At 43.5% G+C, this 22,189-nt stretch carries 19 protein-coding genes; 14 read left to right on the top strand and 5 right to left on the bottom strand.

The window, feature by feature from the left end; translation table 11 throughout:
* Positions 1–13: 13 nt before the first annotated feature.
* The 3 genes from OCU56_RS11855 to pfkA all read left to right on the top strand — a co-directional run bounded on the left by OCU56_RS11855 (position 14) and on the right by pfkA (position 2,873).
* Positions 14–523, top strand: coding sequence for a Spy/CpxP family protein refolding chaperone (locus OCU56_RS11855; protein WP_261873399.1), 510 nt, complete (start codon positions 14–16; stop codon positions 521–523).
* Positions 524–760: 237 nt separating this feature from the next.
* A complete protein-coding gene (gene fieF / locus OCU56_RS11850) occupies positions 761–1,675 on the top strand; it encodes a CDF family cation-efflux transporter FieF (protein ID WP_261873398.1) in 915 nt (304 codons plus the stop codon).
* A 235-nt stretch (positions 1,676–1,910) separates the two neighbouring features.
* Positions 1,911–2,873 (top strand): 6-phosphofructokinase, encoded by a 963-nt coding sequence (gene pfkA, locus OCU56_RS11845; RefSeq protein WP_261873397.1) that lies wholly within the window; start codon positions 1,911–1,913, stop codon positions 2,871–2,873.
* A gap of 127 nt (positions 2,874–3,000) precedes the next feature.
* Here pfkA and tpiA read toward each other — a convergent pair whose 3' ends face one another.
* Entirely contained in the window at positions 3,001–3,774 is a 774-nt protein-coding gene (tpiA, locus tag OCU56_RS11840) for a triose-phosphate isomerase (protein WP_261873396.1), read from the bottom strand.
* Positions 3,775–3,992: 218 nt separating this feature from the next.
* On the opposite strand from tpiA, the gene OCU56_RS11835 reads away from it, so the two are divergent.
* Positions 3,993–4,343 carry a 5-carboxymethyl-2-hydroxymuconate Delta-isomerase gene (locus tag OCU56_RS11835; protein WP_261873395.1) on the top strand — a complete coding sequence of 117 codons (351 nt, stop codon included), beginning with the start codon at positions 3,993–3,995 and terminating at the stop codon, positions 4,341–4,343.
* Positions 4,344–4,353: 10 nt separating this feature from the next.
* Complete coding sequence (locus OCU56_RS11830; RefSeq protein ID WP_261873394.1) at positions 4,354–4,776, top strand: DUF805 domain-containing protein; 423 nt, start codon at positions 4,354–4,356, stop codon at positions 4,774–4,776.
* Positions 4,777–4,812: 36 nt separating this feature from the next.
* Here OCU56_RS11830 and glpX read toward each other — a convergent pair whose 3' ends face one another.
* Positions 4,813–5,820: a class II fructose-bisphosphatase gene (gene glpX / locus OCU56_RS11825; RefSeq protein ID WP_261873393.1), complete on the bottom strand. Its 1,008-nt coding sequence runs from the start codon at positions 5,818–5,820 to the stop codon at positions 4,813–4,815.
* Positions 5,821–6,115: 295 nt separating this feature from the next.
* Between glpX and zapB the strand changes: the two genes are divergently transcribed.
* Positions 6,116–6,358, top strand: coding sequence for a cell division protein ZapB (gene zapB, locus OCU56_RS11820; RefSeq protein WP_261873392.1), 243 nt, complete (start codon positions 6,116–6,118; stop codon positions 6,356–6,358).
* Between the two features lie 60 nt (positions 6,359–6,418).
* Here the strand turns inward: zapB and OCU56_RS11815 are convergent, their stop codons facing one another.
* Both OCU56_RS11815 and gpmM read right to left on the bottom strand, forming a co-directional pair.
* Entirely contained in the window at positions 6,419–7,582 is a 1,164-nt protein-coding gene (locus OCU56_RS11815; RefSeq protein WP_261873391.1) for a murein hydrolase activator EnvC family protein, read from the bottom strand.
* A gap of 66 nt (positions 7,583–7,648) precedes the next feature.
* Positions 7,649–9,187 carry a 2,3-bisphosphoglycerate-independent phosphoglycerate mutase gene (gene gpmM, locus OCU56_RS11810; protein ID WP_261873390.1) on the bottom strand — a complete coding sequence of 513 codons (1,539 nt, stop codon included), beginning with the start codon at positions 9,185–9,187 and terminating at the stop codon, positions 7,649–7,651.
* A gap of 354 nt (positions 9,188–9,541) precedes the next feature.
* Here gpmM and OCU56_RS11805 point away from each other — a divergent pair, with 354 nt between their 5' ends.
* The 4 genes from OCU56_RS11805 (at position 9,542) to cysE (ending at position 12,600) form a co-directional block, all read left to right on the top strand.
* Positions 9,542–10,015: a rhodanese-like domain-containing protein gene (locus OCU56_RS11805; protein ID WP_261873389.1), complete on the top strand. Its 474-nt coding sequence runs from the start codon at positions 9,542–9,544 to the stop codon at positions 10,013–10,015.
* A 64-nt stretch (positions 10,016–10,079) separates the two neighbouring features.
* Entirely contained in the window at positions 10,080–10,556 is a 477-nt protein-coding gene (secB, locus tag OCU56_RS11800; RefSeq protein ID WP_261873388.1) for a protein-export chaperone SecB, read from the top strand.
* Between the two features lie 169 nt (positions 10,557–10,725).
* The gene (gene gpsA / locus OCU56_RS11795; RefSeq protein WP_315973177.1) at positions 10,726–11,751 is read left to right on the top strand and encodes an NAD(P)H-dependent glycerol-3-phosphate dehydrogenase; all 1,026 of its coding nucleotides are present in this window, start codon (positions 10,726–10,728) and stop codon (positions 11,749–11,751) included.
* Between the two features lie 27 nt (positions 11,752–11,778).
* Positions 11,779–12,600: a serine O-acetyltransferase gene (gene cysE / locus OCU56_RS11790; protein ID WP_261873387.1), complete on the top strand. Its 822-nt coding sequence runs from the start codon at positions 11,779–11,781 to the stop codon at positions 12,598–12,600.
* 67 nt (positions 12,601–12,667) lie between these two features.
* Here cysE and OCU56_RS11785 read toward each other — a convergent pair whose 3' ends face one another.
* Positions 12,668–14,017 carry an MATE family efflux transporter gene (locus OCU56_RS11785; RefSeq protein ID WP_261873386.1) on the bottom strand — a complete coding sequence of 450 codons (1,350 nt, stop codon included), beginning with the start codon at positions 14,015–14,017 and terminating at the stop codon, positions 12,668–12,670.
* A gap of 228 nt (positions 14,018–14,245) precedes the next feature.
* On the opposite strand from OCU56_RS11785, the gene OCU56_RS11780 reads away from it, so the two are divergent.
* From OCU56_RS11780 to OCU56_RS11765, 4 genes are all read left to right on the top strand, one after another.
* Positions 14,246–14,536, top strand: a complete 291-nt coding sequence (locus OCU56_RS11780) for a co-chaperone GroES (protein ID WP_017027336.1) — start codon at positions 14,246–14,248, stop codon at positions 14,534–14,536.
* Between the two features lie 59 nt (positions 14,537–14,595).
* Positions 14,596–16,242 carry a chaperonin GroEL gene (gene groL / locus OCU56_RS11775; protein ID WP_261873385.1) on the top strand — a complete coding sequence of 549 codons (1,647 nt, stop codon included), beginning with the start codon at positions 14,596–14,598 and terminating at the stop codon, positions 16,240–16,242.
* A 362-nt stretch (positions 16,243–16,604) separates the two neighbouring features.
* Positions 16,605–20,513, top strand: coding sequence for a pullulanase-type alpha-1,6-glucosidase (pulA, locus tag OCU56_RS11770; RefSeq protein WP_261873384.1), 3,909 nt, complete (start codon positions 16,605–16,607; stop codon positions 20,511–20,513).
* 159 nt (positions 20,514–20,672) lie between these two features.
* Entirely contained in the window at positions 20,673–22,109 is a 1,437-nt protein-coding gene (locus tag OCU56_RS11765) for an ATP-binding cassette domain-containing protein (RefSeq protein ID WP_261874818.1), read from the top strand.
* The last annotated feature ends 80 nt before the right edge of the window (positions 22,110–22,189 follow it).

The following is a 22,189-nucleotide window of genomic DNA, read 5'->3' as shown; positions in this document are numbered from 1 at the left end:
TGAGGTTAATATCATGGCAATGAATAAAAAATGGTTAGCAGTAGCAATGATGGTTCCACTGACACTAGGTAGTGCCTCAGTGCTTGCTAATGGCAAAAAAGATGGCGACAAAGGTCATAAAGGTGGCCATGCCTGTGAAATGAGAATGGACGGTAAGAAAGCCTTTCGCGGTTTAGATTTAACGGACGCACAAAAAACGGAAATGAAAAAAATTCGTGATGAAGTACGTGCATCAAAAAAAGCCGAGGGTGATAGCAAGCGTCAACAAATGAAATCCATGAAAGATCAGGAGCAGCAACTGGTTTTAGCCGCTGATTTTGATGAAGCCAAAGCACAACAACTCGCCTCTTCAATGGTTGCGGAACGTACAGCGATGAAAGTCGAAAAAATGCGCACTATGCATCGCATGATGAGTGTATTAACCGATGATCAAAAGCAAAAGCTTGTGGACAAACAAGCAGAGAAAGCAACTAAGTGTGAGCAAAAAATGCAAAAGAAAATGTCGAAAAAAGGCAATGAATAACGCCTTTATAGAATGTCATAGTTCGGAGTGAGCTAGATTGAAAAAAGCGCAACTTGTTGAAGTTGCGCTTTTTTTGTTTGTTAGCTATTTAAGAAAAAAGACCAAAGTTGCCGTTGTGATTAAATTCTGTAACTCTTTTTTTAATCCAATATAGCGAGTTTAGGTTACTGTCTAGCAATGCACCTATTTACAATTCGATGTAGTATAATTTTCTTAAACTAGTGCTATTAGAAAATTATGAAACCAGAGTATAAAAAATTAGTGACCATAGCAGCATGGTCTGCCACATTGATTGCAACCTTGTTGTTGATAGTGAAAATTGTCGCTTGGTGGTTAACCGGTTCGGTGAGCCTTTTGGCTTCTGTTGTTGATTCTCTTTTAGATATAGCCGCGTCTTCAATTAATTTAGTGGTATTGAAGTACTCACTGCAACCGGCCGATGAAGAGCATACATTTGGCCATGGTAAAGCTGAGTCTTTAGCCGCCTTAGCGCAGTCTATGTTTATTTCCGGTTCAGCATTATTTTTGATTCTGAATGGTGTAGAGCGCTTTTTTCGACCGCAAGAGTTAAATCAGCCCGAAGTGGGTATTTATGTGAGTTTATTCTCCATTGTGCTGACTTTTGCGTTAGTGGTTTTTCAAAAACGTGTGGTTAGACAAACGGGAAGCCAAGCTATTGCTGCAGACTCGCTACACTATCAAACAGACTTGTATATGAATGGCGCGATCTTATTGGCCTTGGTACTGAGCATGTTTGGTTTTGGACAAGCGGATTCGGTGTTTGCCATCGGTATTGGTGTGTTCATTTTGTATAGTGCCTACCAAATGATTATGTTGGCGGTTCAATCTTTACTGGATCGACAGTTACCAGAGACGGAGTTGGTAGAGATTATCGATATTGCAAGTTCGGTGGATAAAGTACATGGCATCCATGATTTAAGAACGCGCATGTCAGGGCCGACTCGATTTATTCAATTACATTTGGAGCTCGATGATCAACTGCCCTTGATTGAAGCGCACAATATCGCCGAAGAGGTAGAAAACCGAATTGAACAACGTTTTGAGGGCAGTGATGTATTGATACATCAAGACCCGCTTTCAGTTGTTGATAGCAATGATTCACTGCGCTCACAAACTGATGATAAACGCTGAGTTGTGAGTGAAATTAAGTTAAAGTTAGTTATCTTAAGTAGAGTGGTTAAGTTTTCAGATTCTGATTTGAGTCAATCTTAATTGTGTAGGAAACTGCAATACTCTACTCAATGAATATCTATTCGCTTTGCTTGTACAAGTCTAGAAGGGGGCTTTAGCAGGGTGATTGGAGTTCTTGCCAGTGATAAGGCAATACAAAAATAAATTAGAATTATCCCAATAGTTGAGGGGCAACATGGTTAAAAAAATTGGTGTACTAACAAGTGGTGGTGACGCACCGGGTATGAATGCAGCAGTACGTGGGGTGGTGCGTACGGCATTGTCGAAAGGTATTGAAGTCTATGGTATTTATGATGGCTATCAAGGACTGTATGAAAACCGAATTGAAAAATTAGGCCGTTCAAGTGTTTCAGATGTTATCAATAAGGGTGGCACATTTTTAGGCTCAGCGCGTTTTCCTGAGTTTAAAGAGGAAGCGGTACGAGCTAAAGCCATTGAAAATCTTCAACAGCACGGTATTGATGCTCTTGTGGTTGTCGGCGGTGATGGTTCGTATATGGGGGCGAAGAAACTCACAGAAATGGGTTACCCATGTATCGGTCTACCTGGAACCATTGATAACGACATTGCGGGCACGGACTATACGATTGGTTATTTAACGGCGCTGAATACCGTTATTGATGCCATTGACCGTTTGCGTGACACGTCTTCTTCTCACCAACGTATCTCAATTGTAGAGATCATGGGGCGTCATTGTGGTGATTTAACCTTAATGTCAGCGATTGCTGGGGGATGTGAGTACATCATTACGCCTGAACGCCAATGGAGCAAAGAAGAGTTAATTACAAGCATTGAAGAAGGTATTGCTAAAGGTAAGAAGCACGCCATTATAGCTCTGACGGAGTTGATGTTTGACGCTAACGAATTGGCAAAAGACATTGAATCGGCAACGGGACGCGAAACACGCGCAACGGTTCTGGGGCACATTCAACGTGGTGGTCGTCCAACGGCATTTGACCGAGTATTGGCTTCTCGTATGGGCAACTACGCCGTCCATCTTCTATTGGAAGGTCATGGTGGTCGCTGTGTGGGTATCCAAAAAGAAGAGTTAGTTCATCACGATATTATCGATGCCATTGAAAATATGCGCCGACCTGTTCGTAATGATCTCTATGAGGTTGCCGACGAGTTATTTTAAACCCGTCTAGAGATACGAATAATGAAAACCGCAGACTAATGTTTGCGGTTTTTTGTTTTTATAGAGTGTCATAAAAACAAAAAAGCCAGCTTAGAGCTGACTTTAGTAAACTGAAATGCGTAATTTGTTACGCTTTTTTCGCTTCAGCAGCGGCTTTAGCGATAGCGGCAAAGCTTTTCGCATCAAGAGCGGCACCGCCAACGAGAGCACCATCGATGTCTGGTTGAGCAAAGTATGCGGCTGCATTTTCAGGCTTAACAGAGCCACCGTATTGAATCACAATATTGTTGGCGACTTCTTGGTTTTTCTCTGCAATGTGCGCACGGATAAATGCGTGGGTACGTTGTGCATCGTCAGCTGTTGCTGCTTTACCTGTACCGATAGCCCAGATAGGTTCGTAGGCGATAATCGCACCATTTAGAGCTTCAGCTCCAAGCAGGTTGATGACAGCGTCAATTTGACGTGCACATACTGCTTCGGTTTCGCCCGCTTCATTTTGCGCTTCAGACTCACCAATACACAGTACAGGTGTTAAGTCGTTTTCTTTTAGAAATGCGAATTTTTTAGCAACAAATTCGTCTGATTCTTGGTGATACTCACGACGCTCAGAATGACCAATGATAATGTGAGTTGCCCCAAACTCTTTTAGCATTGCTGGAGACATGTCACCAGTAAAAGCCCCTTGGTTGTTCACGTCGGTGTTTTGAGCGCCCACTATGATTGCGCTGCCAACATCGGTTAACGTGCGTTCAGTAAGATCGATGTAAAGTGCTGGTGGCGCGACTGCCACATCAACGCCGGTTACGCCTTCTAGCTCTTTATTTAGGCCAGTTAATAAGTCGATAACCATTTTTTTGGAGCCGTTTAGCTTCCAGTTACCCATAACTACAGGATGACGCATAAAAATACTCCCTTCTAAATTAGTAAAAGATATACGTTGCAGAGAATATAACAGATAAAAACAGTGAAATCTCAATCACTATCATTTGTTGTATTGTGGCTGCTACATTTGTCTCATTTGATAAATGAGACAAGGGTGATCCCATCAGCAAAAACAGCGTCATAGCCGTAAAAAGTGGTGAGCTTGGTGTATGGTTTAGAGCTATAGGAGAACCAACAATGCCGAATTTAGTAATGGAATATACGGATTCTTTAGAGAGTCGACTGAATATTCATGGGTTGTTACAAGATACCCACCAAGCCATGATCGAAAGTGATCTATTTGAATTAAACTCGATCAAATCTCGGGCTTTACGTTGTCATTCGTGGCTTATTGGTGATTCAGAAGATCAGCATGATTTTATTCATATTACAGTGGAAATGCTCGGTGGAAGAACGGCGGAGCAGAAGAGGTTGCTCTCTCAACGTATTTTTCAATTACTAATTGAACAAGCCGCTTGGGTGGGGAGTTTAACCGTCAATATAAGAGATATGGATATGGACTGTTTTTGTAAGCAGACCAATATATAGGAAGCGAAATATGGACCTTAAATGGCTATTACTTTCCTTTGATGGGCGTATAGGAAGAAAGCAGTTTTGGTTGTGGAACATCAGCTATTACCTATTCCTGTCGATGTTAGGATCTGCGCTGGCACAAATGTCACCGACTGTGGCGTTATACGCCGTGCCGTGCATGTCTTTGATCCTGCTCTACCCTGATTTAGCCGTAACGGCAAAACGTTGGCATGATCGTAATAAGTCGAATCGGTTTTTATTGCTTAATATTCCGCTGATTGTGGGACGACTTCTGCTCCCCGTCTCAGCTCAAGCTGAAACAGCTGAAGGCTTGTCGCGTCTGTTTTCATTGATTGCGCTTGCGTGCGGTTTATGGATTTTAGTGGAGTGTGGTTTTTTGAAGGGCAGCCAAGGTGATAATAGCTATGGCGAAGCGTTTAAAAATTAAAAAACGCAGCGAGAACGCTGCGTTTTTGCGGGGAAATTAAAGGATGTGCTCTTTAATTTCGTCATCTTTACGCTCAAGGTAATGAATAGACTTGATGCGACGAATAGTACGACAGCGACCGCGAATCAGTAATGTTTCAGTGGTAGCAATATTGCCTTTACGAGTAATACCTTCTAGTAAATCACCTTTAGTAATACCGGTTGCGGCAAAGACTACGTTATCACTGCGAGCCATATCTGACATGGTTAACAGCACATTGGCTTCTACACCCATCTCAGCACAACGTTTGAGTTCTTCGTTGCCATAGATGCGATTTTCTTCTGTATCCCCTTTCACTTCATGACGAGGAAGTAGGCGACCATGCATGTCACCGTCTAAGGCACGAATAACCGCTGCAGACACAACACCTTCTGGTGCGCCACCAATGCAGTACATCATGTCTACTTCGCTATCTGGCATACAGGTTAAAATTGATGCTGCAACATCACCATCAGGCACAGCAAACACACGTACGCCCATGGCTTGCATGTCTTTAATCATTTTGTCATGACGAGGTTTAGCCAGTGTGATTACCGTTAGTTCATGCAGTGATTTACCTAGAGCTTTTGCTACGTTGACTAAGTTTTCAGTCAGTGGCTTCGCTAAGTCGATAACCCCTTTAGCTCCAGGGCCTACCACTAGTTTTTCCATGTACATATCCGGCGCTTTAAGGAAGCTGCCTTTTTCGCCAGCCGCCAATACCGCTAAGGCGTTAGATTGGCCCATGGCTGTCATGCGTGTGCCTTCGATAGGATCAACGGCGATATCTACAGCATCACCGCCAACACCAACATGCTCACCAATGTACAACATAGGTGCATCGTCGATCTCACCTTCACCAATAACAATTTCACCGCTGATTTCTGTTTTATTGAGCAAGGTGCGCATTACTTCAACTGCGGCGCCATCAGCCGCATTTTTGTCTCCACGGCCAAGCCATTTATAACCGGCTAGGGCTGCACCTTCAGTTACACGAGAAAAGGCTATTGCTAAATCGCGTTTCATATCGACTCCAATCAAAAGGGTTCAAAAAATAGCCGAGATTTTAGCATATCTTTCGCTGAAGGTTTGCGTAAATTGTGCAACTTTAAGCCTCAATAGGGGGAGGAATGGGATGCCTTTTTCTGTTTCTGCGGCATTTATTACAACTATCCGTTTTTCATTGTCAGGATTTGATTAAAATCGTAGTATTTTTGTTCACTTAAACCAGAATTAAATTTTTAGGTGTGTTTATATACATGGCTGTGGGTAGAATGGGTAAGTAGTCTTTAACTATAGATAACGAATTAGGTAGGCCAAGATGTCTTTAGAAGTATTAGAAAAACTAGAAGCCAAAGTGCAAACAGCGGTTGATACAATTACTTTGTTGCAAATGGAAGTTGAAGAACTGAAAGAGCAAAAGCAACAACTCGTTAATGAAGCAGAACAGTTGCGTAATGAGAAAGTAGAAACAGAACAACGTGCACATCAAGTTCAAGCTGAGCACGATGCGTGGCAAGAACGCATTCGCAACATGCTAGGCAAGATGGAAGAAGTAGAATAATCACTACTTGCTTAATTGCTAAAGACAGAAACGCCAGCTTAATAGCTGGCGTTTCTGTCTTTAGTGGCGGGTAAGCCAAGAGCGAGGATTTTGCGTTCGACTGTTACGGCGCAGTTCAAAATAAACCGAAGGTCGAGACTGACCACCGGTATCACCTGCCAGAGCAATGGTTTCCCCTGCGGTGACTTTATCCCCTTCTTTTTTAGTCAGTACTTGGTTGTAGCCGTAAAGGGTCATGTCACCTTTACCATGATCTAACAATAGAACTAACCCATACCCACGTAGATAGTCAGCAAAGACCACGGTACCAGGATAAACAGCTTTAACAGGTTGTTCATACTTGGCGTTAATTACCAAGCCTTTCCAATTCATTTGGCCACTTTGTTTTGTGCCATAGTAATGCAGAATACGTCCTTTAACCGGCCAAGGCAGTTTACCTTTATGTTTGGCTAGTCCGTCCATAGGAACCGAATTACGCTTCGCTGCTTTAGCGATTTCAGCTTTTAGTCTAGATTCGTTGCGTTTTAACTCATTGAGGTAAGCGCTATCACCGGCAATGCCTTTTTTAATTTTCGCCACGGTTGTTTTTCGGTTGGCTTGGCTACTGCGTCTTTTTGTTAGTTGTTGGGTTTGCTGATCGAGTAGCGACTCAATCTGTTGCTGTTCAGCCACTAACTGTTGATTCTTTTTCTCTAATTGAATATTGCTTTGTTGCAGTTCACTAATAATCGCAGCACGTTGCTTGGCGAGGTGTTGGTAGTATTGGCTGATACGGTCTTTTTCTTGAGTACTTTCATGACTAAGAAAACTTTCAATTTTGGCGTTAGTCTGCATCATGTAATAGGACTTCACTAGCTTCTGCAACGCTTCCGCTTGTGATTGTGTTTTTGCCATTAACTCTCGGTGCTGTTCATCGTACGCTTTAAGGTTTGCTTTCGAGCGTTTGAGTGAAGTGCGAGTTTGAGCAAGACTTTTGCTGGTATTGGCAATAGCAAGCTCGTCACTTTTAAGTTGCTTTTGTAGCTTATCGAGCTCTTTTTGCTGATGAGATAAGTTTTTTTGCTGACGAGTAATCTCTCCCTTCACCCCTTTTAATTCTTCCGTATTGGCTGAAGCGGGTGTTGAGGTAAAAATCGCAGACGATAGGCATAACAAAACGCCAGCACAAATGGCACTGACGTTTGATTTTTTGAATAATGTTGGCTTATGAGGAATGAGATTCATCCTAAATCTTTAATCTTGGCTTTCTTTGCCACAGCATACACTGTGACAAAGAATAATAGGCAATGATTATTTCAGATTTACAAGAACCTGACCAGACATCTCAGCTGGGATGTCCATATCTACCAAATTAAGCATAGTTGGTGCAAGATCAGATAGCTTACCATTGTCTTTAAACTCTAGGTCTTTGTTACCAACGTAGATTAAAGGAACTGGCAGGTTAGTATGCGCCGTGTGGATACCACCCGTTTCAGGGTTCACCATCATTTCAGCATTACCGTGGTCTGCGGTGATCAGCATTTGACCGTCCACTTCTTTAATGGCTTCAACTACGCGCCCTAGGCATGCGTCTAGTGCTTCACTTGCTTTCACTGCTGCATCGTAAACGCCTGTGTGACCAACCATGTCACAGTTAGGGTAGTTACAAACGATAGCGTCATATTTACCAGATTTGATAGCAGCAACCAATTTATCAGTTAGCTCAGGAGCGCTCATTTCTGGTTGTAGATCGTAAGTAGCCACTTTTGGTGAAGCAACAAGTTGACGTTCTTCGCCAGCAAATTCGCTTTCAATGCCACCATTGAAGAAGAAAGTCACGTGAGCGTATTTTTCAGTTTCAGAAATACGAAGCTGAGTTTTACCCGCTTTCGATAGCCATTCACCGTAGGTGTTTTCTAGCGAAGCTGGTGGGAATGCACATAGTAGAGGGATGTCAGCTGCGTATTGAGTTAGCATAACAAAATCAACGGCAGGGAATACGTTGCGCTCGAAACCTGCAAATTCTGTTACGAAACAACGAGTGATTTCACGTGCACGGTCAGCACGGTAGTTCATAAAGATAACGGCATCGCCATCAACGATAGCGGCAGACGCTTCTGATTCCGTTTTGATTTCCGTTGGTTTAACGAACTCATCGTTTTCGTCACGAGCATAAGCCGCTTCAAGGCCAGCAACCGCATCATCAAATGTGAATTCAGATTTTGCTTCAGTGAGAAGGTCATAAGCTTGTTGTACGCGATCCCAGTTATTATCACGGTCCATAGCGTAGTAGCGACCAACAAGAGAAGCGATACGGCCTTTGCCTAGCTTCGCGAACAACTCTTGGAAACGCTGTAGAGAGTTCTCTGCTGAGCGAGGTGGGGTATCACGTCCGTCGAGGAAGCAGTGTAGGTAGATTTTTTCTGCACCACGTTCAGCCGCCATTTCGATAGCAGCATAGATGTGATCTTCATGGCTATGAACGCCACCTGGAGACATAAGTCCCATAATGTGTACGGCATTGCCTGACTTGATCGCTTTATCCATAGCGTCAACAAGAGTGGCATTGCTTTGGAATTCGTTATCAGCAATAGACTTAGTGATACGAGTCAGATCTTGATATACCACACGTCCAGCACCGATATTGGTGTGACCTACTTCAGAGTTACCCATTTGACCGTCAGGTAGACCAACATCTAAGCCAGAAGCTGAGATTAAAGTACTTGGTTGATTGGCAATTAAACCATCTAAAATGGGAGTTTTTGCATTTGCGATAGCGTTATCTTGTTTATCTTCGCGGTATCCGTAACCGTCAAGGATCACTAGAGCCATAGGCTTCTTAGCTGACATAGTTTGGCCTCGTTTTAAGTTTCAATAGCTTTAATTAGCGTAATTTTACTACAGAATACCCCAATTGCAGTCGTTTAAGATCAAATTAATTTTTCTATTATGGCTTTGCAAAGCACAATGCGATGAAATTTTAGACAGTAGGAGTAACTGACTTTCAAAAAAAGTGTGTATTTACGATCTATTAGGTTGCGCTCGAGTTTAAATATTGAAATTTTTGCGTGAATAGTCGTGTAATCGTGATCTAGGTTTCTTTTTTAAAAAGTGAACAGGGTAGGCTCTATCTCGCATCCTACGTTTGTAATGGTATACTGCGCGTTAAAATTACCGCTTATGAATTAAAAAGAGTATCCGACGATGCAAGAAATTTTAGATTTCCTTCACCAGAACATGATTCTGGCTGTAGTTTGGGTTGGTATTGTTGTCGCCCTTGTGATGAACATTATTAAGTCTTCCACTGCACAGTATAAAGAAGTAGATACCCAGGGTGTGACGTCTTTGATTAACCGTGAAAACGGTGTAGTAGCCGATATACGTACTAAAGAAGAGTTTAAAAAGGGTCATATTACTGACTCGGTTCACATTTTACCGTCTGAAATTAAAAATGGTACTTTTGGAGCGCTTGAAAACAAGAAAAGCGACCCAATCATTGTTGTATGTAAGACAGGTCAAACAGCAGTCGATAGTGCCAACTTGTTAGCGAAAGCTGGTTTTGAACAAGTTTTCGTTTTGAAACACGGTTTATCTTCTTGGAGTGATGCCAATCTTCCTCTAGTTCGAGCTAAAAAAGAGCCGCGCAAGAAGAAAAAACAGAAAGCTCTAACCGAATAAATAATGAATTGAACACCTATGCAGAGTGTTCAATACAAAAATATGTAATTTAAGGAATAAAATAATGTCTGAAGCAGCTGAAACCCAAGCACCACAACAGAACTTCACTATTCAACGCATCTTCCTGAAAGATGTTTCTTTTGAAGCACCAAGTTCACCAAGCATGTTCCAAAAAGAATGGCAACCAGATGTAAACCTAGACCTAGACACTAAAAGTGCTCAACTAGGTGAAGGCGTATATGAAGTTGTTCTTCGTTTAACTGTTACAGTTAAAAATGCTGAAGAGACGGCTTTCCTATGTGAAGTGCAACAAGCAGGTATTTTCACTGCAGAAGAAATGGAAGCAGGTCAACTTGCTCATTGCCTAGGCGCATTCTGCCCTAACATCTTATTCCCATACGCTCGTGAAACTATCTCAAGCCTAGTAATTAAAGGTACGTTCCCACAATTGAACCTTGCTCCAGTAAACTTCGATGCATTGTTCATGAACTACCTGCAAAGCCAACAGCAGCAAGAAGAGCAATCTCCAGCTGACGCTTAATAAAAGATAGCTTCAATCATAGTTGATTGAATTTATTTAGAAATTAAAATGCACATTGCACCGGATTAACGGATGCATTGTGCATTTTTTATTTATACTATCTTAATTGTCCAGTTGCTCTTAACTGGCGCGGTCGCTAGACCATTTATCACGCATTATGGATTGGAATATGGCAGCAACAAATTGTGAGCTAAAAGACGTATCAATGACAGTTATTGGTGCGGGTTCTTACGGGACTTCATTGGCGATATCTCTCGCTCGTAATGGAGCAAAAGTCGTCATTTGGGGTCACGAGATTGAGCATATGCAGAACTTGCAAGTCGATCGTATGAATCGAGAGTTCTTGCCGGATGTCCCTTTTCCTGATTCTTTGACAGTAGAAGCCGATTTGGCGAAAGCGGTGGCCGCCAGTCGAGATCTGCTAGTGGTTGTACCTAGCCATGTTTTTGGCATCGTACTCGACTCATTAAAGCCTCACTTAAAAGCGGATTCGCGTATTTGCTGGGCAACGAAAGGCCTTGAGCCTGAAACGGGACGCCTGTTAAAAGATGTGGCTCAAGAGAAACTTGGCGACAGCTATCCTTTGGCGGTATTGTCCGGTCCTACTTTTGCCAAAGAGTTGGCCATGGGATTACCTACGGCGATTGCCGTTGCCTCTTCTGATTGCCAGTTTGCCAGCCAACTGCAAGAAAAAATCCACTGCAGCAAATCTTTCCGTGTCTATGCCAATGATGACTTTATTGGCATGCAGCTCGGCGGTGCGGTGAAAAACGTGATCGCCATAGGGGCAGGAATGTCAGATGGTATTGGCTTTGGTGCTAATGCGCGTACAGCACTGATTACCCGTGGGCTTGCTGAAATGACACGTCTTGGTATTGCTTTGGGAGCCAAGCCAGAGACCTTTATGGGCATGGCCGGCTTAGGTGACTTAGTACTTACTTGTACCGATAATCAGTCACGCAACCGCCGCTTTGGACTCGCGCTAGGTAAAGGGCAAGATGTAGATACCGCGCAACAAGAGATAGGCCAAGTGGTTGAAGGCTACAGAAATACTAAGGAAGTATGGATGTTGGCGAGTCGCCAAGGGGTAGAAATGCCAATCGTTGAGCAAATTTATCAAGTTCTTTATCAAGACAAAGATGCCATGGTAGCGGCTCAAGATTTATTAGCTCGTGACAAAAAAGCAGAAAGATAATCGCATAGAGTAGAAAGGATTGTATTTATGGATGAGTGTGAAGCAAATGCAGTATGGCAATGCATTGTTAGAGAAGCTCGAGAGCAAGCAGAACAAGAGCCTATGCTGGCGAGTTTTTATCACGCAACCATCATTAACCACGATAGCTTTGCCGCAGCGCTAAGTTACATACTGGCAAATAAGCTAAAAACCGCAAGCATGCCCGCCATGGGAGTTCGTGATGTGGTGGAAGAGGCGCTGGCCGCTGATCCGAGTATTACCGATTCTGCCGCGTGTGATATTTGCGCTACAGTCAATCGAGATCCTGCCGTAGAAATGTACTCGATACCGTTATTGTATTTAAAGGGCTATCACGCATTACAAGGTTATCGCATTGCCAATTGGCTATGGAAGCAAGGTCGTGTAGCTCTTGCCACATACCTACAAAACCAAATATCTGTCGCCTGTCAGGTAGATATTCACCCAGCTGCAAAAATTGGCAAAGCGATCATGCTAGACCATGCCACAGGCATTGTTATCGGTGAAACGGCTGTAGTAGAAAATGACGTGTCTATTTTGCAAGACGTGACACTGGGCGGTACCGGTAAAGAAGGGGGCGATCGACACCCTAAAATCCGTGAAGGGGTGATGATAGGTGCGGGCGCTAAGGTGCTCGGTAATATCGAAGTGGGCGAGGGCGCCAAGATTGGCTCTTGTTCAGTGGTGCTACAAGCCGTGCCACCACATACTACGGTTGCAGGTGTGCCAGCGAAGATTATGGGCAAGCCTAAATCTGATAAGCCAGCAGAAGATATGGATCAAAATTTTAATGGTCGCTCACAACATTTTATCGATGGTGCAGGCATTTAATATTGTGCCTTATCCGCTGCCGCTACCTTATAGATGACAGCATTTAATTTTAAGCAATAAGTCCAGCCTAGGCTGGACTGATTTCATTGACGCTGAGGTGGCGCAATTTTAACGCGTAAACATACCCCGCTATCCCACCGAGTATATTGCCTAGTGCAACCCCTAAAAACAGCCCAGTAATACCAAACCATTGGCTTCCTATCCAAGCGCAGGGCAGGGTGAACACAAACAAACGTAAGCAACTCCAAATAAAAGCCAATATGGGTTTGTGCATCGCATTTAAACTGCTCACCAGTAGCATAATCACCCCTTGGAACCCATAGCTAACAGGCACGCAAATCAAGTACAACCACAGTAAATGACGAACACTCTCTTCTTGGCTGAAAAGGCGCGCAATAGGAGCACTTAGCGGTACCATCATAATAAAGATAAGCAATTGAAAAGTGAGCGAGAACCGAATACACATAAATAATGCTTTAAGGCTTCGGTGGGGGTTTTTTGCCCCTAGATTTTGTGCCATAAAGGGGGTTAGAACTGAAGTGAGTGCCATCAACACAATAAGAAGCAAAGACTCAATACGTTGTGCTGCGCCATAAGCGGCGACGGCCGCTGTACCATGTGCCGCTAGCATCATCATTAAAATTGCGGCACTGATTGGGTTGAGCGCACTAGAAAGCGCTGCAGGTGTGCCAATTTGTAGTATGCACTTCCAATCACTAAACAGTTGTTTCGGTTTAGGTGGCGCCAGTAACTTGACCCGAGTGACCAAAAAGTAAAATGCGCCAATCATGGCGACAAACCAACTTATGCCACTGGCGATAGCGGCACCTTGAATGCCCAGTTGCGGAAATGGACCAATACCAAAGATGAATAATGGGTCCAAGATACCGTTGACTATACCGGCACAGATCATGATTTTGGCGGGAGTCTTGGTATCACCACTGGCTCTAATAGCGGCATTGCCACTCATAGGGATCACTAATAACGGGATGGTGAGATACCATATGGACATATATTGGTCGATAAGAGGCAGTAGTTTGGTTTCTGCGCCGAGCCGAGTAAATAGTGGGTCGATACTGTGCAGTCCAGCGTAGGAAGCAAGACTAACCAACACAATGGCGAGTAATATGCCATGGCTAGCAAATCGAGCCGCTTGTTCGGGGAGGTTTTGCCCCAAAAATCGCCCAATATGGGTGGAGAGCCCCATGCCTATCCCCATAGTGATGCAGTTGATGGCGAAAGTGACCGGAAACGTAAAACTGATGGCGGCAAGGGCGTCAGTACCTAGCAGAGAAATAAAGAAAGTATCCACCAGATTAAACATTAAGATAGCCACGATACCGAACACCATAGGCAGCGTCATTTGACGTAAAACCTTGTCGATAGGAGCGGTGAGTAGGCCATGTTTATCTTGCATAGAGGCTCTGCTGTTTTGATTGGGCGCTTAGAATAACCTGTAACATCTCATTCAACCAGAGAAGTAATCACGAATGTAAGTTATCAAAGCGCACATTTATATGAAGTTTTTGTAAAAAACTCTCTGCTGACCCTTGCGATCACACGGATTGTCCCCAACATATTCTTCACTAGCCAAGAAACGGCATTTTATCCATTTGTTAGAAACATTATTTAGGAGAATCAATCGATGAATATTCGTCCATTACATGATCGAGTTATCGTTGAACGTCAAGAAGTTGAATCCAAGTCTGCTGGCGGCATCGTTTTAACTGGTTCTGCTGCTGAGAAATCTACTCGCGGTAAAATCCTTGCAGTCGGTAAAGGTCGCATCCTAGAGAACGGCAGCGTTCAACCTCTAGACGTTCAAGTTGGTGACACAGTGATCTTCGCTGAAGGCTACGGCACTAAGACTGAAAAGATTGATGGCAAAGAAGTTCTTATCATGTCTGAAAATGACATCATGGCGATTGTTGAATAAGTAACCATTCTCTGAATCAACAACTAAAAATAGAATCGAATTTAGAAAGGAATTAAAAAATGGCTGCTAAAGACGTTAAATTTGGTAACGACGCACGAATCAAAATGCTAGAAGGTGTCAACGTTCTAGCTGACGCAGTAAAAGTAACGTTAGGTCCTAAAGGCCGTAACGTCGTTCTAGACAAATCTTTTGGTGCACCAACGATCACTAAAGATGGTGTATCTGTAGCGCGTGAAATTGAACTTGAAGACAAGTTCCAAAACATGGGCGCACAAATGGTGAAAGAAGTTGCATCTCAAGCAAATGATGCAGCAGGTGACGGAACAACAACTGCAACAGTACTTGCACAATCTATCATCACTGAAGGTCTAAAAGCGGTTGCTGCGGGCATGAACCCAATGGATCTTAAACGCGGTATCGACAAAGCGGTTATTGCGGCAGTTGAAGAGCTAAAAGCGCTATCTCAACCATGTGCTGACACTAAAGCTATTGCGCAAGTGGGTACTATCTCAGCAAACTCTGATGCGACAGTCGGTAACATCATTGCAGAAGCGATGGAAAAAGTAGGCCGCGACGGTGTTATCACTGTTGAAGAAGGTCAGGCTCTACAAGATGAGCTAGACGTAGTTGAAGGTATGCAGTTCGATCGTGGCTACCTATCTCCTTACTTCATCAATAACCAAGAAGCGGGCAGTGTTGATCTAGAAAGCCCATTCATTCTTCTTATTGATAAGAAAGTCTCTAACATCCGTGAGTTGCTTCCTACGCTAGAAGCGGTGGCTAAAGCATCACGTCCACTGCTTATCATTGCAGAAGATGTAGAAGGTGAAGCACTGGCAACGCTAGTTGTAAACAACATGCGTGGCATCGTTAAAGTTGCCGCTGTTAAAGCGCCTGGTTTTGGTGACCGTCGTAAAGCGATGCTTCAAGACATTGCTATCCTAACTGGCGGTACAGTGATTTCTGAAGAAATCGGTCTAGACCTTGAAAAAGTAACTCTAGAAGACCTAGGTCAAGCTAAACGCGTGTCTATCACGAAAGAAAACTCAACTATCATTGATGGCGCTGGTGACGAAGTGGCAATTAACGCTCGCGTATCTCAGATTCGTCAGCAAGTTGAAGATGCAACGTCTGATTACGACAAAGAAAAACTTCAAGAGCGCGTCGCTAAATTGGCTGGTGGTGTTGCAGTAATCAAAGTTGGTGCAGCAACTGAAATTGAAATGAAAGAGAAAAAAGACCGCGTAGAAGATGCTCTACAAGCTACTCGCGCAGCGGTTGAAGAAGGCGTAGTTGCTGGTGGTGGTGTTGCTCTCATTCGCGCAGCCTCTAAGCTAACTGAGCTTACCGGTGACAACGAAGAACAAAACGTCGGTATCCGCGTTGCTCTACGTGCTATGGAATCGCCAATTCGTCAAATCACCACTAACGCAGGTGATGAAGAGTCAGTGGTTGCTAACAACGTTAAAGCAGGCGAAGGTAGCTACGGCTACAACGCAGCAACGGGTGAATACGGCGACATGTTAGAGATGGGTATCCTTGATCCAACGAAAGTCACTCGTAGCGCACTTCAGTTTGCAGCCTCTGTTGCCGGTCTTATGATCACCACAGAAGCTATGGTAACTGACAAGCCACAAGCCGATGCACCAGCAATGCCTGATATGGGCGGCATGGGTGGAATGGGCGGCATGCCTGGCATGATGTAAACGCATCATTTACCTTTAAATTAGAAACGGGAGCCTATTAGGCTCCCGTTTTTTGTTTAAAAACGCTATAAAGCACAATGTGTGAGGTGACAAGGCTGATTATGCCAATAGGGGGATACAAGAGGGCGTACATCGCTACTTTTGAGGCGTAGCGACTCAGCGTACAAACGTTGAGAGTGATAATGTTTTGTATACCTGCAAAGTGTGATCCTATTCTTGAGTTGTCTTATGTGTTTGTTTTTATTGATTTTGTTTGTGGTCAATCACGTTATGTAGTTTATGTTCTTCACTACTATGTCGGTCTATCAAGAGCCAATAATCTTGAAGTTTAATCATAATAATAAAGACATAAGGGAAGACATATGAGTTTTAACGTGAATATACTAGCGAAGGCGACCATGCCGATGTTAGTGGCAGCTTTACTCTCTGGATGTGGAGACGATGATCTCTCTCCTGATAACCCACTAGTGCCTGATGATACTCCTGGCAATGAAGCTCTTTATCCCGCACAAGCGGATGAAGTTGTTATCTATTATAAACGTGATGGCGCGGCAGAAAGTGACTATGACGATTGGGGTCTACACCTGTGGAATGGCGAAGGTTGTACCAGCACTGACCTAGAGGATATGGGCATAAGTGACTCCGGTACAAGTTGGGCTGAACCTTACCTAGCCACTGGTTTTAATCGAACTTACGGTGCCTACTATGTCCTGAAAGTGGATGAGCTCGCTTCTGATCCTCACCAATGTATGAACTTTATTCTGCATAAAGGCGATGAAAAAGGCTTTGGTAGTGCCAACCAAAAAGTGCAGCTAGTGCAGTTGGGTGACAGCCGTAGCTTATTTGGTTTTCATGGCAGTAGTGAACTTTATTATGAGCCTATCGCCGAACGTCCAGTAGCGATTGATGGGCAAAAAGCCCATTGGTTAGATAAGCAAACCATTGGCTTAGAAGCGGCTGCCACGGCGACAAAAGTAGTGCTCTATTATTCACCTACCAACAATATCGCCCTTGATGCTGACTCTAAAATCATCACGGGTGGCACCTCAGTTACTTTACAAATTCAAGGCAGTTTAAGTGATGAACTTAAATCGAATTTCCCGCACCTCGCGGGTTTGACGGCCACTCATATCGATGTGGATGACAATACATTAACTCAGATACTAAAAAGCCAGATTGTCTTAGCGACTTACAATGAAAGTGATGAGCTAACCAGTTCAACTGAAGTGCAGAAAGCCGGTGTATTGGATGATGTCTTTGTTCGTGAGGGGGCAGGTAATGCTATTTCACAACAGCTTGGCGCCCTTGTTAATGACTCAACGACAGTATTCAAACTTTGGGCACCCACAGCGCAGAATGTAGACCTGTATATTTATAACTCTGCTAAAGAGCAAGTTAAGCAAGTGCCATTAACGGAGAACAGGCAAACTGGGGTATGGGAGTCCGCTGAGGTAGCGGGTGTTGTAGATCAGTATTATCGCTATGAAGTCACTGTCTATCACCCAACGACGAAGAAAATTGAAACCGTTATGGTGACAGACCCTTACTCTTTAAGTGTTTCTGCTAATTCTACCTATTCTCAAGTTGTCGATTTAGACAATGATCCGGATCTGAAACCTGATAATTGGGATAACTACGATAGACCAGAAACCCCGAAAAACAGTGATGGAGAGTACTTAGATGAGTTTCATGTACTTTACGAATCGCACCTGAGAGACTTTAGCTTCAGTGATACCAAGGGCACGGCAAGCCTCAACGGAAAATATCTTGCTCTTACTGAACAAGATCGTGAATCGGTGAGTCACCTTAAAGAACTTCAAGCGGCAGGCTTAAACACTCTCCATATTCTTCCCGCCTTTGATATCGCCACCGTAAATGAAGAAGACACCGTTGATATTAATGATACGGTCGCTGAACTTTGTGAGGTAAGGCCAAGTGCGGTGGTGTGTGGTGCTGAGGATTCAAGCGCTACTTTAGAAAGTGTCCTACAAAGCTACGATCCAACAACCGACCAAGTACAGCTTCTAATGAACGATTTACGTGATTTAGACAGCTTTAACTGGGGATATGACCCATTCCATTATACGGTCCCAGAAGGGAGTTATGCGACTAATGCCGAAGGCTCTTATCGTGTAAAAGAGTTTCGTGAAATGGTGAAAGCCACTCATGATATGGATCTTAAATTGATTATGGATGTGGTTTATAACCATACCAATGCTTCTGGTACCAATGATAAGTCCGTACTAGATAAGATTGTCCCTGGATATTATCACCGCTTGAATGTGAATACGGGTGGCGTAGAAAACTCAACCTGTTGCGACAACACTGCAACCGAACATTTAATGATGGGCAAGCTAATGATTGATTCATTAGTAACGTGGGCAAAAGATTATAATGTGGATGGATTCCGCTTTGATCTCATGGCGCACCAACCTAAAGACTTAATGATTGAAGCTCTGGAAGAGATACGCAAAATTCGCCCAGATATTTTGTTCTACGGTGAAGGTTGGGACTTTGGTGAAGTGGCTAATAATGCTCGTTTCGAGCAAGCCACTCAGATAAACATGGCCGGAACCGGTATTGGTACTTTCTCTGATCGATTGCGTGATGCTGTGCGTGGTGGTAGCCCATTTGATGGCGATGGTACTGGTTTGCGCAGAAATCAGGGTTTTGCTAATGCGGCCTATCCAAATGAACGTCGAGAGATGAGCGCAGAAGAAACCGAAGACCTATTACATAATCAAGATTTAGTGCGCTTGGGTATGGCAGGAAATTTGGCTGACTTTATTTTAGTGGATTATGAAGGGGTAACTCAAAAAGGAAGTAGCATTGACTACAATGGTGCACCTGCTGGCTACACCCAAGATCCGTCAGAAAATATCTCTTATGTCTCTAAGCATGATAACCAAACCTTCTGGGACAACAATGCTTATAAAACGGCGACAGCAGTGAGTTCAGATCAGCGCGCTCGTATGCAGTCTGTTGGTATCTCTACTGTGATGATGGGGCAAGGGATACCATTTATACACATGGGATCAGAGCTACTTCGTTCTAAATCCATGCAGCGAGACTCTTATGACTCTGGTGATTGGTTTAACCGAGTGAGATTTGATGGTTCAGATAATAACTGGAACGTTGGATTACCTCGTTTTGATAAGGATGGTGCAAATTGGCCTTTAATCTCTGACATTATTGCCGATAGCACGAATAAACCAAGTGTCGAAGATATTGAACTGGCAAAGCAGCAATTCCTCGAGTTATTGCACATTCGCAACTCTAGTGAATTGTTCTTACTTGGTTCTAAAGAAGAGGTAATGAAACGCGTAGACTTTCGTAACGTAGGTGAAGGGCAAGTTCAGGGCCTAATCGTTATGTCTATTGATGATGGTGTTTATGCCGGGGATGACCTTGACCCTAATAATGACGCCATAGTGGTGGTGATTAATGCTTCGGCAGAAGAGCAGCATTTTAACATTGAGGGGGCAGCCGGTTTTGAACTTCATGAGGTGCACGCCGCATCCGCTGACTCAATTGTGCGTACTGCAACATTCTCCGAGGGAGCTTTCTCTGTTCCTGCATTAACCACGGCTGTTTTTGTGCTACCTCAGGGGGATACACAAGGAAATGGATTAGCGGTTGCTGAAAAAGATCAAGATCTTCCCCCCTTTGGCGCGTCACCGGTTTACATTGCTGGGAGCTTTCCTGCGGCATCTTGGGAGCCTGCAACAATAGAAGTGCCTTATTTAACCAATGGTGTGTACAGCGTTACTCTGGGTTTAAGTGAGAGTGCTGAGTATAAATTCACACTGGGTGATTGGGACAGTGCTATTGGTTGTGATGGTGAAAACTGCTTAGTAGAAGTCAACGAAATGGGAATGTATGAGTTTGCTTTGAATGCGAGTGATACGTCTACTCCTGAAATTGTCGAGGCTAAACTGGTGGAGAGCTACGAAGGTAAACAGTGGTATATCCCAGGTTCCATTTCCGGTAACTGGGATCATACTGATGAACGTAAAATGGTTTTTTCTGAAGAAAAAGGCGTCGCGTTGTTTACAACTGCCGAACTCACTTCAGGAGTGGATTATGAGTTCAAAATGACCTGTGGTGATTGGGGAGCGTGTGAGCATGGGTATACCGATGTATCCATCGCGAGTGATTCTCTAGCGATTGATGAAAATGGTGGCAATCTAAATTTCACTCCAGTTGCGACAGCGACTTATGAAGTCACGTTCAACTTTTTAAGCAAAGTGGTTTCCATTAAACAACAATAGAGGTGTTTACCATCTATCTGTGATTATTGATCACTAGCTTCGTTGGCTTAAAACAAAGCATCACTTATTTAAGTGGTGCTTTTTTTATGTGTATTGGTGACTAGTCTTCCCTTCAAATATCTTGCACACTAAGCTCATCGAAACAGTTAGAGAACAATGATGCACATACAGAAACTGAAATACAAAGATGGCATGGCTGCGCTATCCATAGCGGATTGGCATATTGAGACAGGGCAACACTGGGGCATTTTTTCATCTCAAAGCCAGTGCTCGGCGCTCATTGTTCAGCTATTAAGTGGTGAGTTAAGTGCTAATTCAGGTGAGATCTCTGATAGTCCTCAACGCATTGCTTGCGTGTCTTTGTTGCATCAACAACGTTTACTAGAAGAAGAAATTGCTAAGGATGAAACGGATTTTCAAGACAGTATTGATTATGGGTCTACAGTACAACAGCTGATTTCTAATATGGGTTGCACTTCATCGGAGTTGGAAGAGGTGATTAACAAGACGGATCTAGACGCTTTGCGCCAGCGTCCTTTTCGCCAACTGTCTACCGGTGAGACAAGACGGGTTATGCTGGCCCGTGCTTTAGTGACCAAGCCGGAGTTATTGATTTTAGATGAACCCTATACAGGGTTAGATAAAGAGCATCGATTGGCCCTTAGCCAGTTGCTTAACCTTTGCGCTCAGCAAATGCAGTTAATCGTTATCACCTCTCGTGAAGATGAACTGCCCGATTGCATTAGCCATGTGGCGCTGTTCAATCAGCACGCTTTAACCCAAACAATGACTTTAGAAGAGTGGCAAAACCACCCCATAAAACAGCACATTAAAAAGTTATCTCAACAAAAAGGGGGCGGCGTTTTTGAGTTAATTGAATCTTATCATGAGCCACAAACTCTCCCAGATCCTTTGATTGATATGAATAATGTCAAAGTAGAGTATCTAGATGGGGTGATTTTTAAAGATTTTAATTGGCAAGCAAAGTTGGGACAACATTGGCAAATTCGTGGTCCGAACGGATGCGGAAAGAGTACTTTATTGGGCTTAATCATGGGGGACCACCCGCAGTGCTATAGCAACGATATTACCGTACTAGGCATGAAGCGTGGTTCAGGGGAAAGCATATGGGACATTAAAAAGCAGATAGGCATAGTGTCATCGGCCTTGCATCTGCAATATCGAGTCAACTGTAATGCCCTAGATGTTTTGTTGTCGGGTTTCTATGACAGCATAGGTTTGTATGAGCGACCGAGCAAAAAACAAATCCAAATAGCCCAACAATGGCTCAAAGTGTTGGAAATGGCGGAGTTTGAAAAAGTCGGCTTTAAAACTCTAGATTATGGGCAGCAACGTTTGCTACTTATTGGCCGAGCTTTAATTAAACAACCTGCATTATTAGTACTAGACGAACCTTACCAAGGGCTAGATTACATTAACCGTAAATTAGTGCTGTTTGTGCTAAACCGTATTGCTAAGACCAATATGAGCCAATTACTGTATGTGACGCACTACGCTGAAGATTCATTAGAGGCCATAGACCATTTCATCGATTTTGAACCCGTAGAACAAGGGCACAGACTGGTGATTAGTTAATCTTTTGCATATAAATATGTGTGCTGGTTCAAACTTTACTGGCTATTTTTAGCGCAAACGAGTACCTTTGCGCGGTTAAA

The organism is Vibrio rarus (assembly GCF_024347075.1).
Taxonomy (GTDB): Bacteria; Pseudomonadota; Gammaproteobacteria; order Enterobacterales; family Vibrionaceae; genus Vibrio; species Vibrio rarus.
The sequence above is the reverse complement of the archived record's forward strand: the minus strand, read 5'-3'. Positions and strand labels throughout refer to the sequence as shown.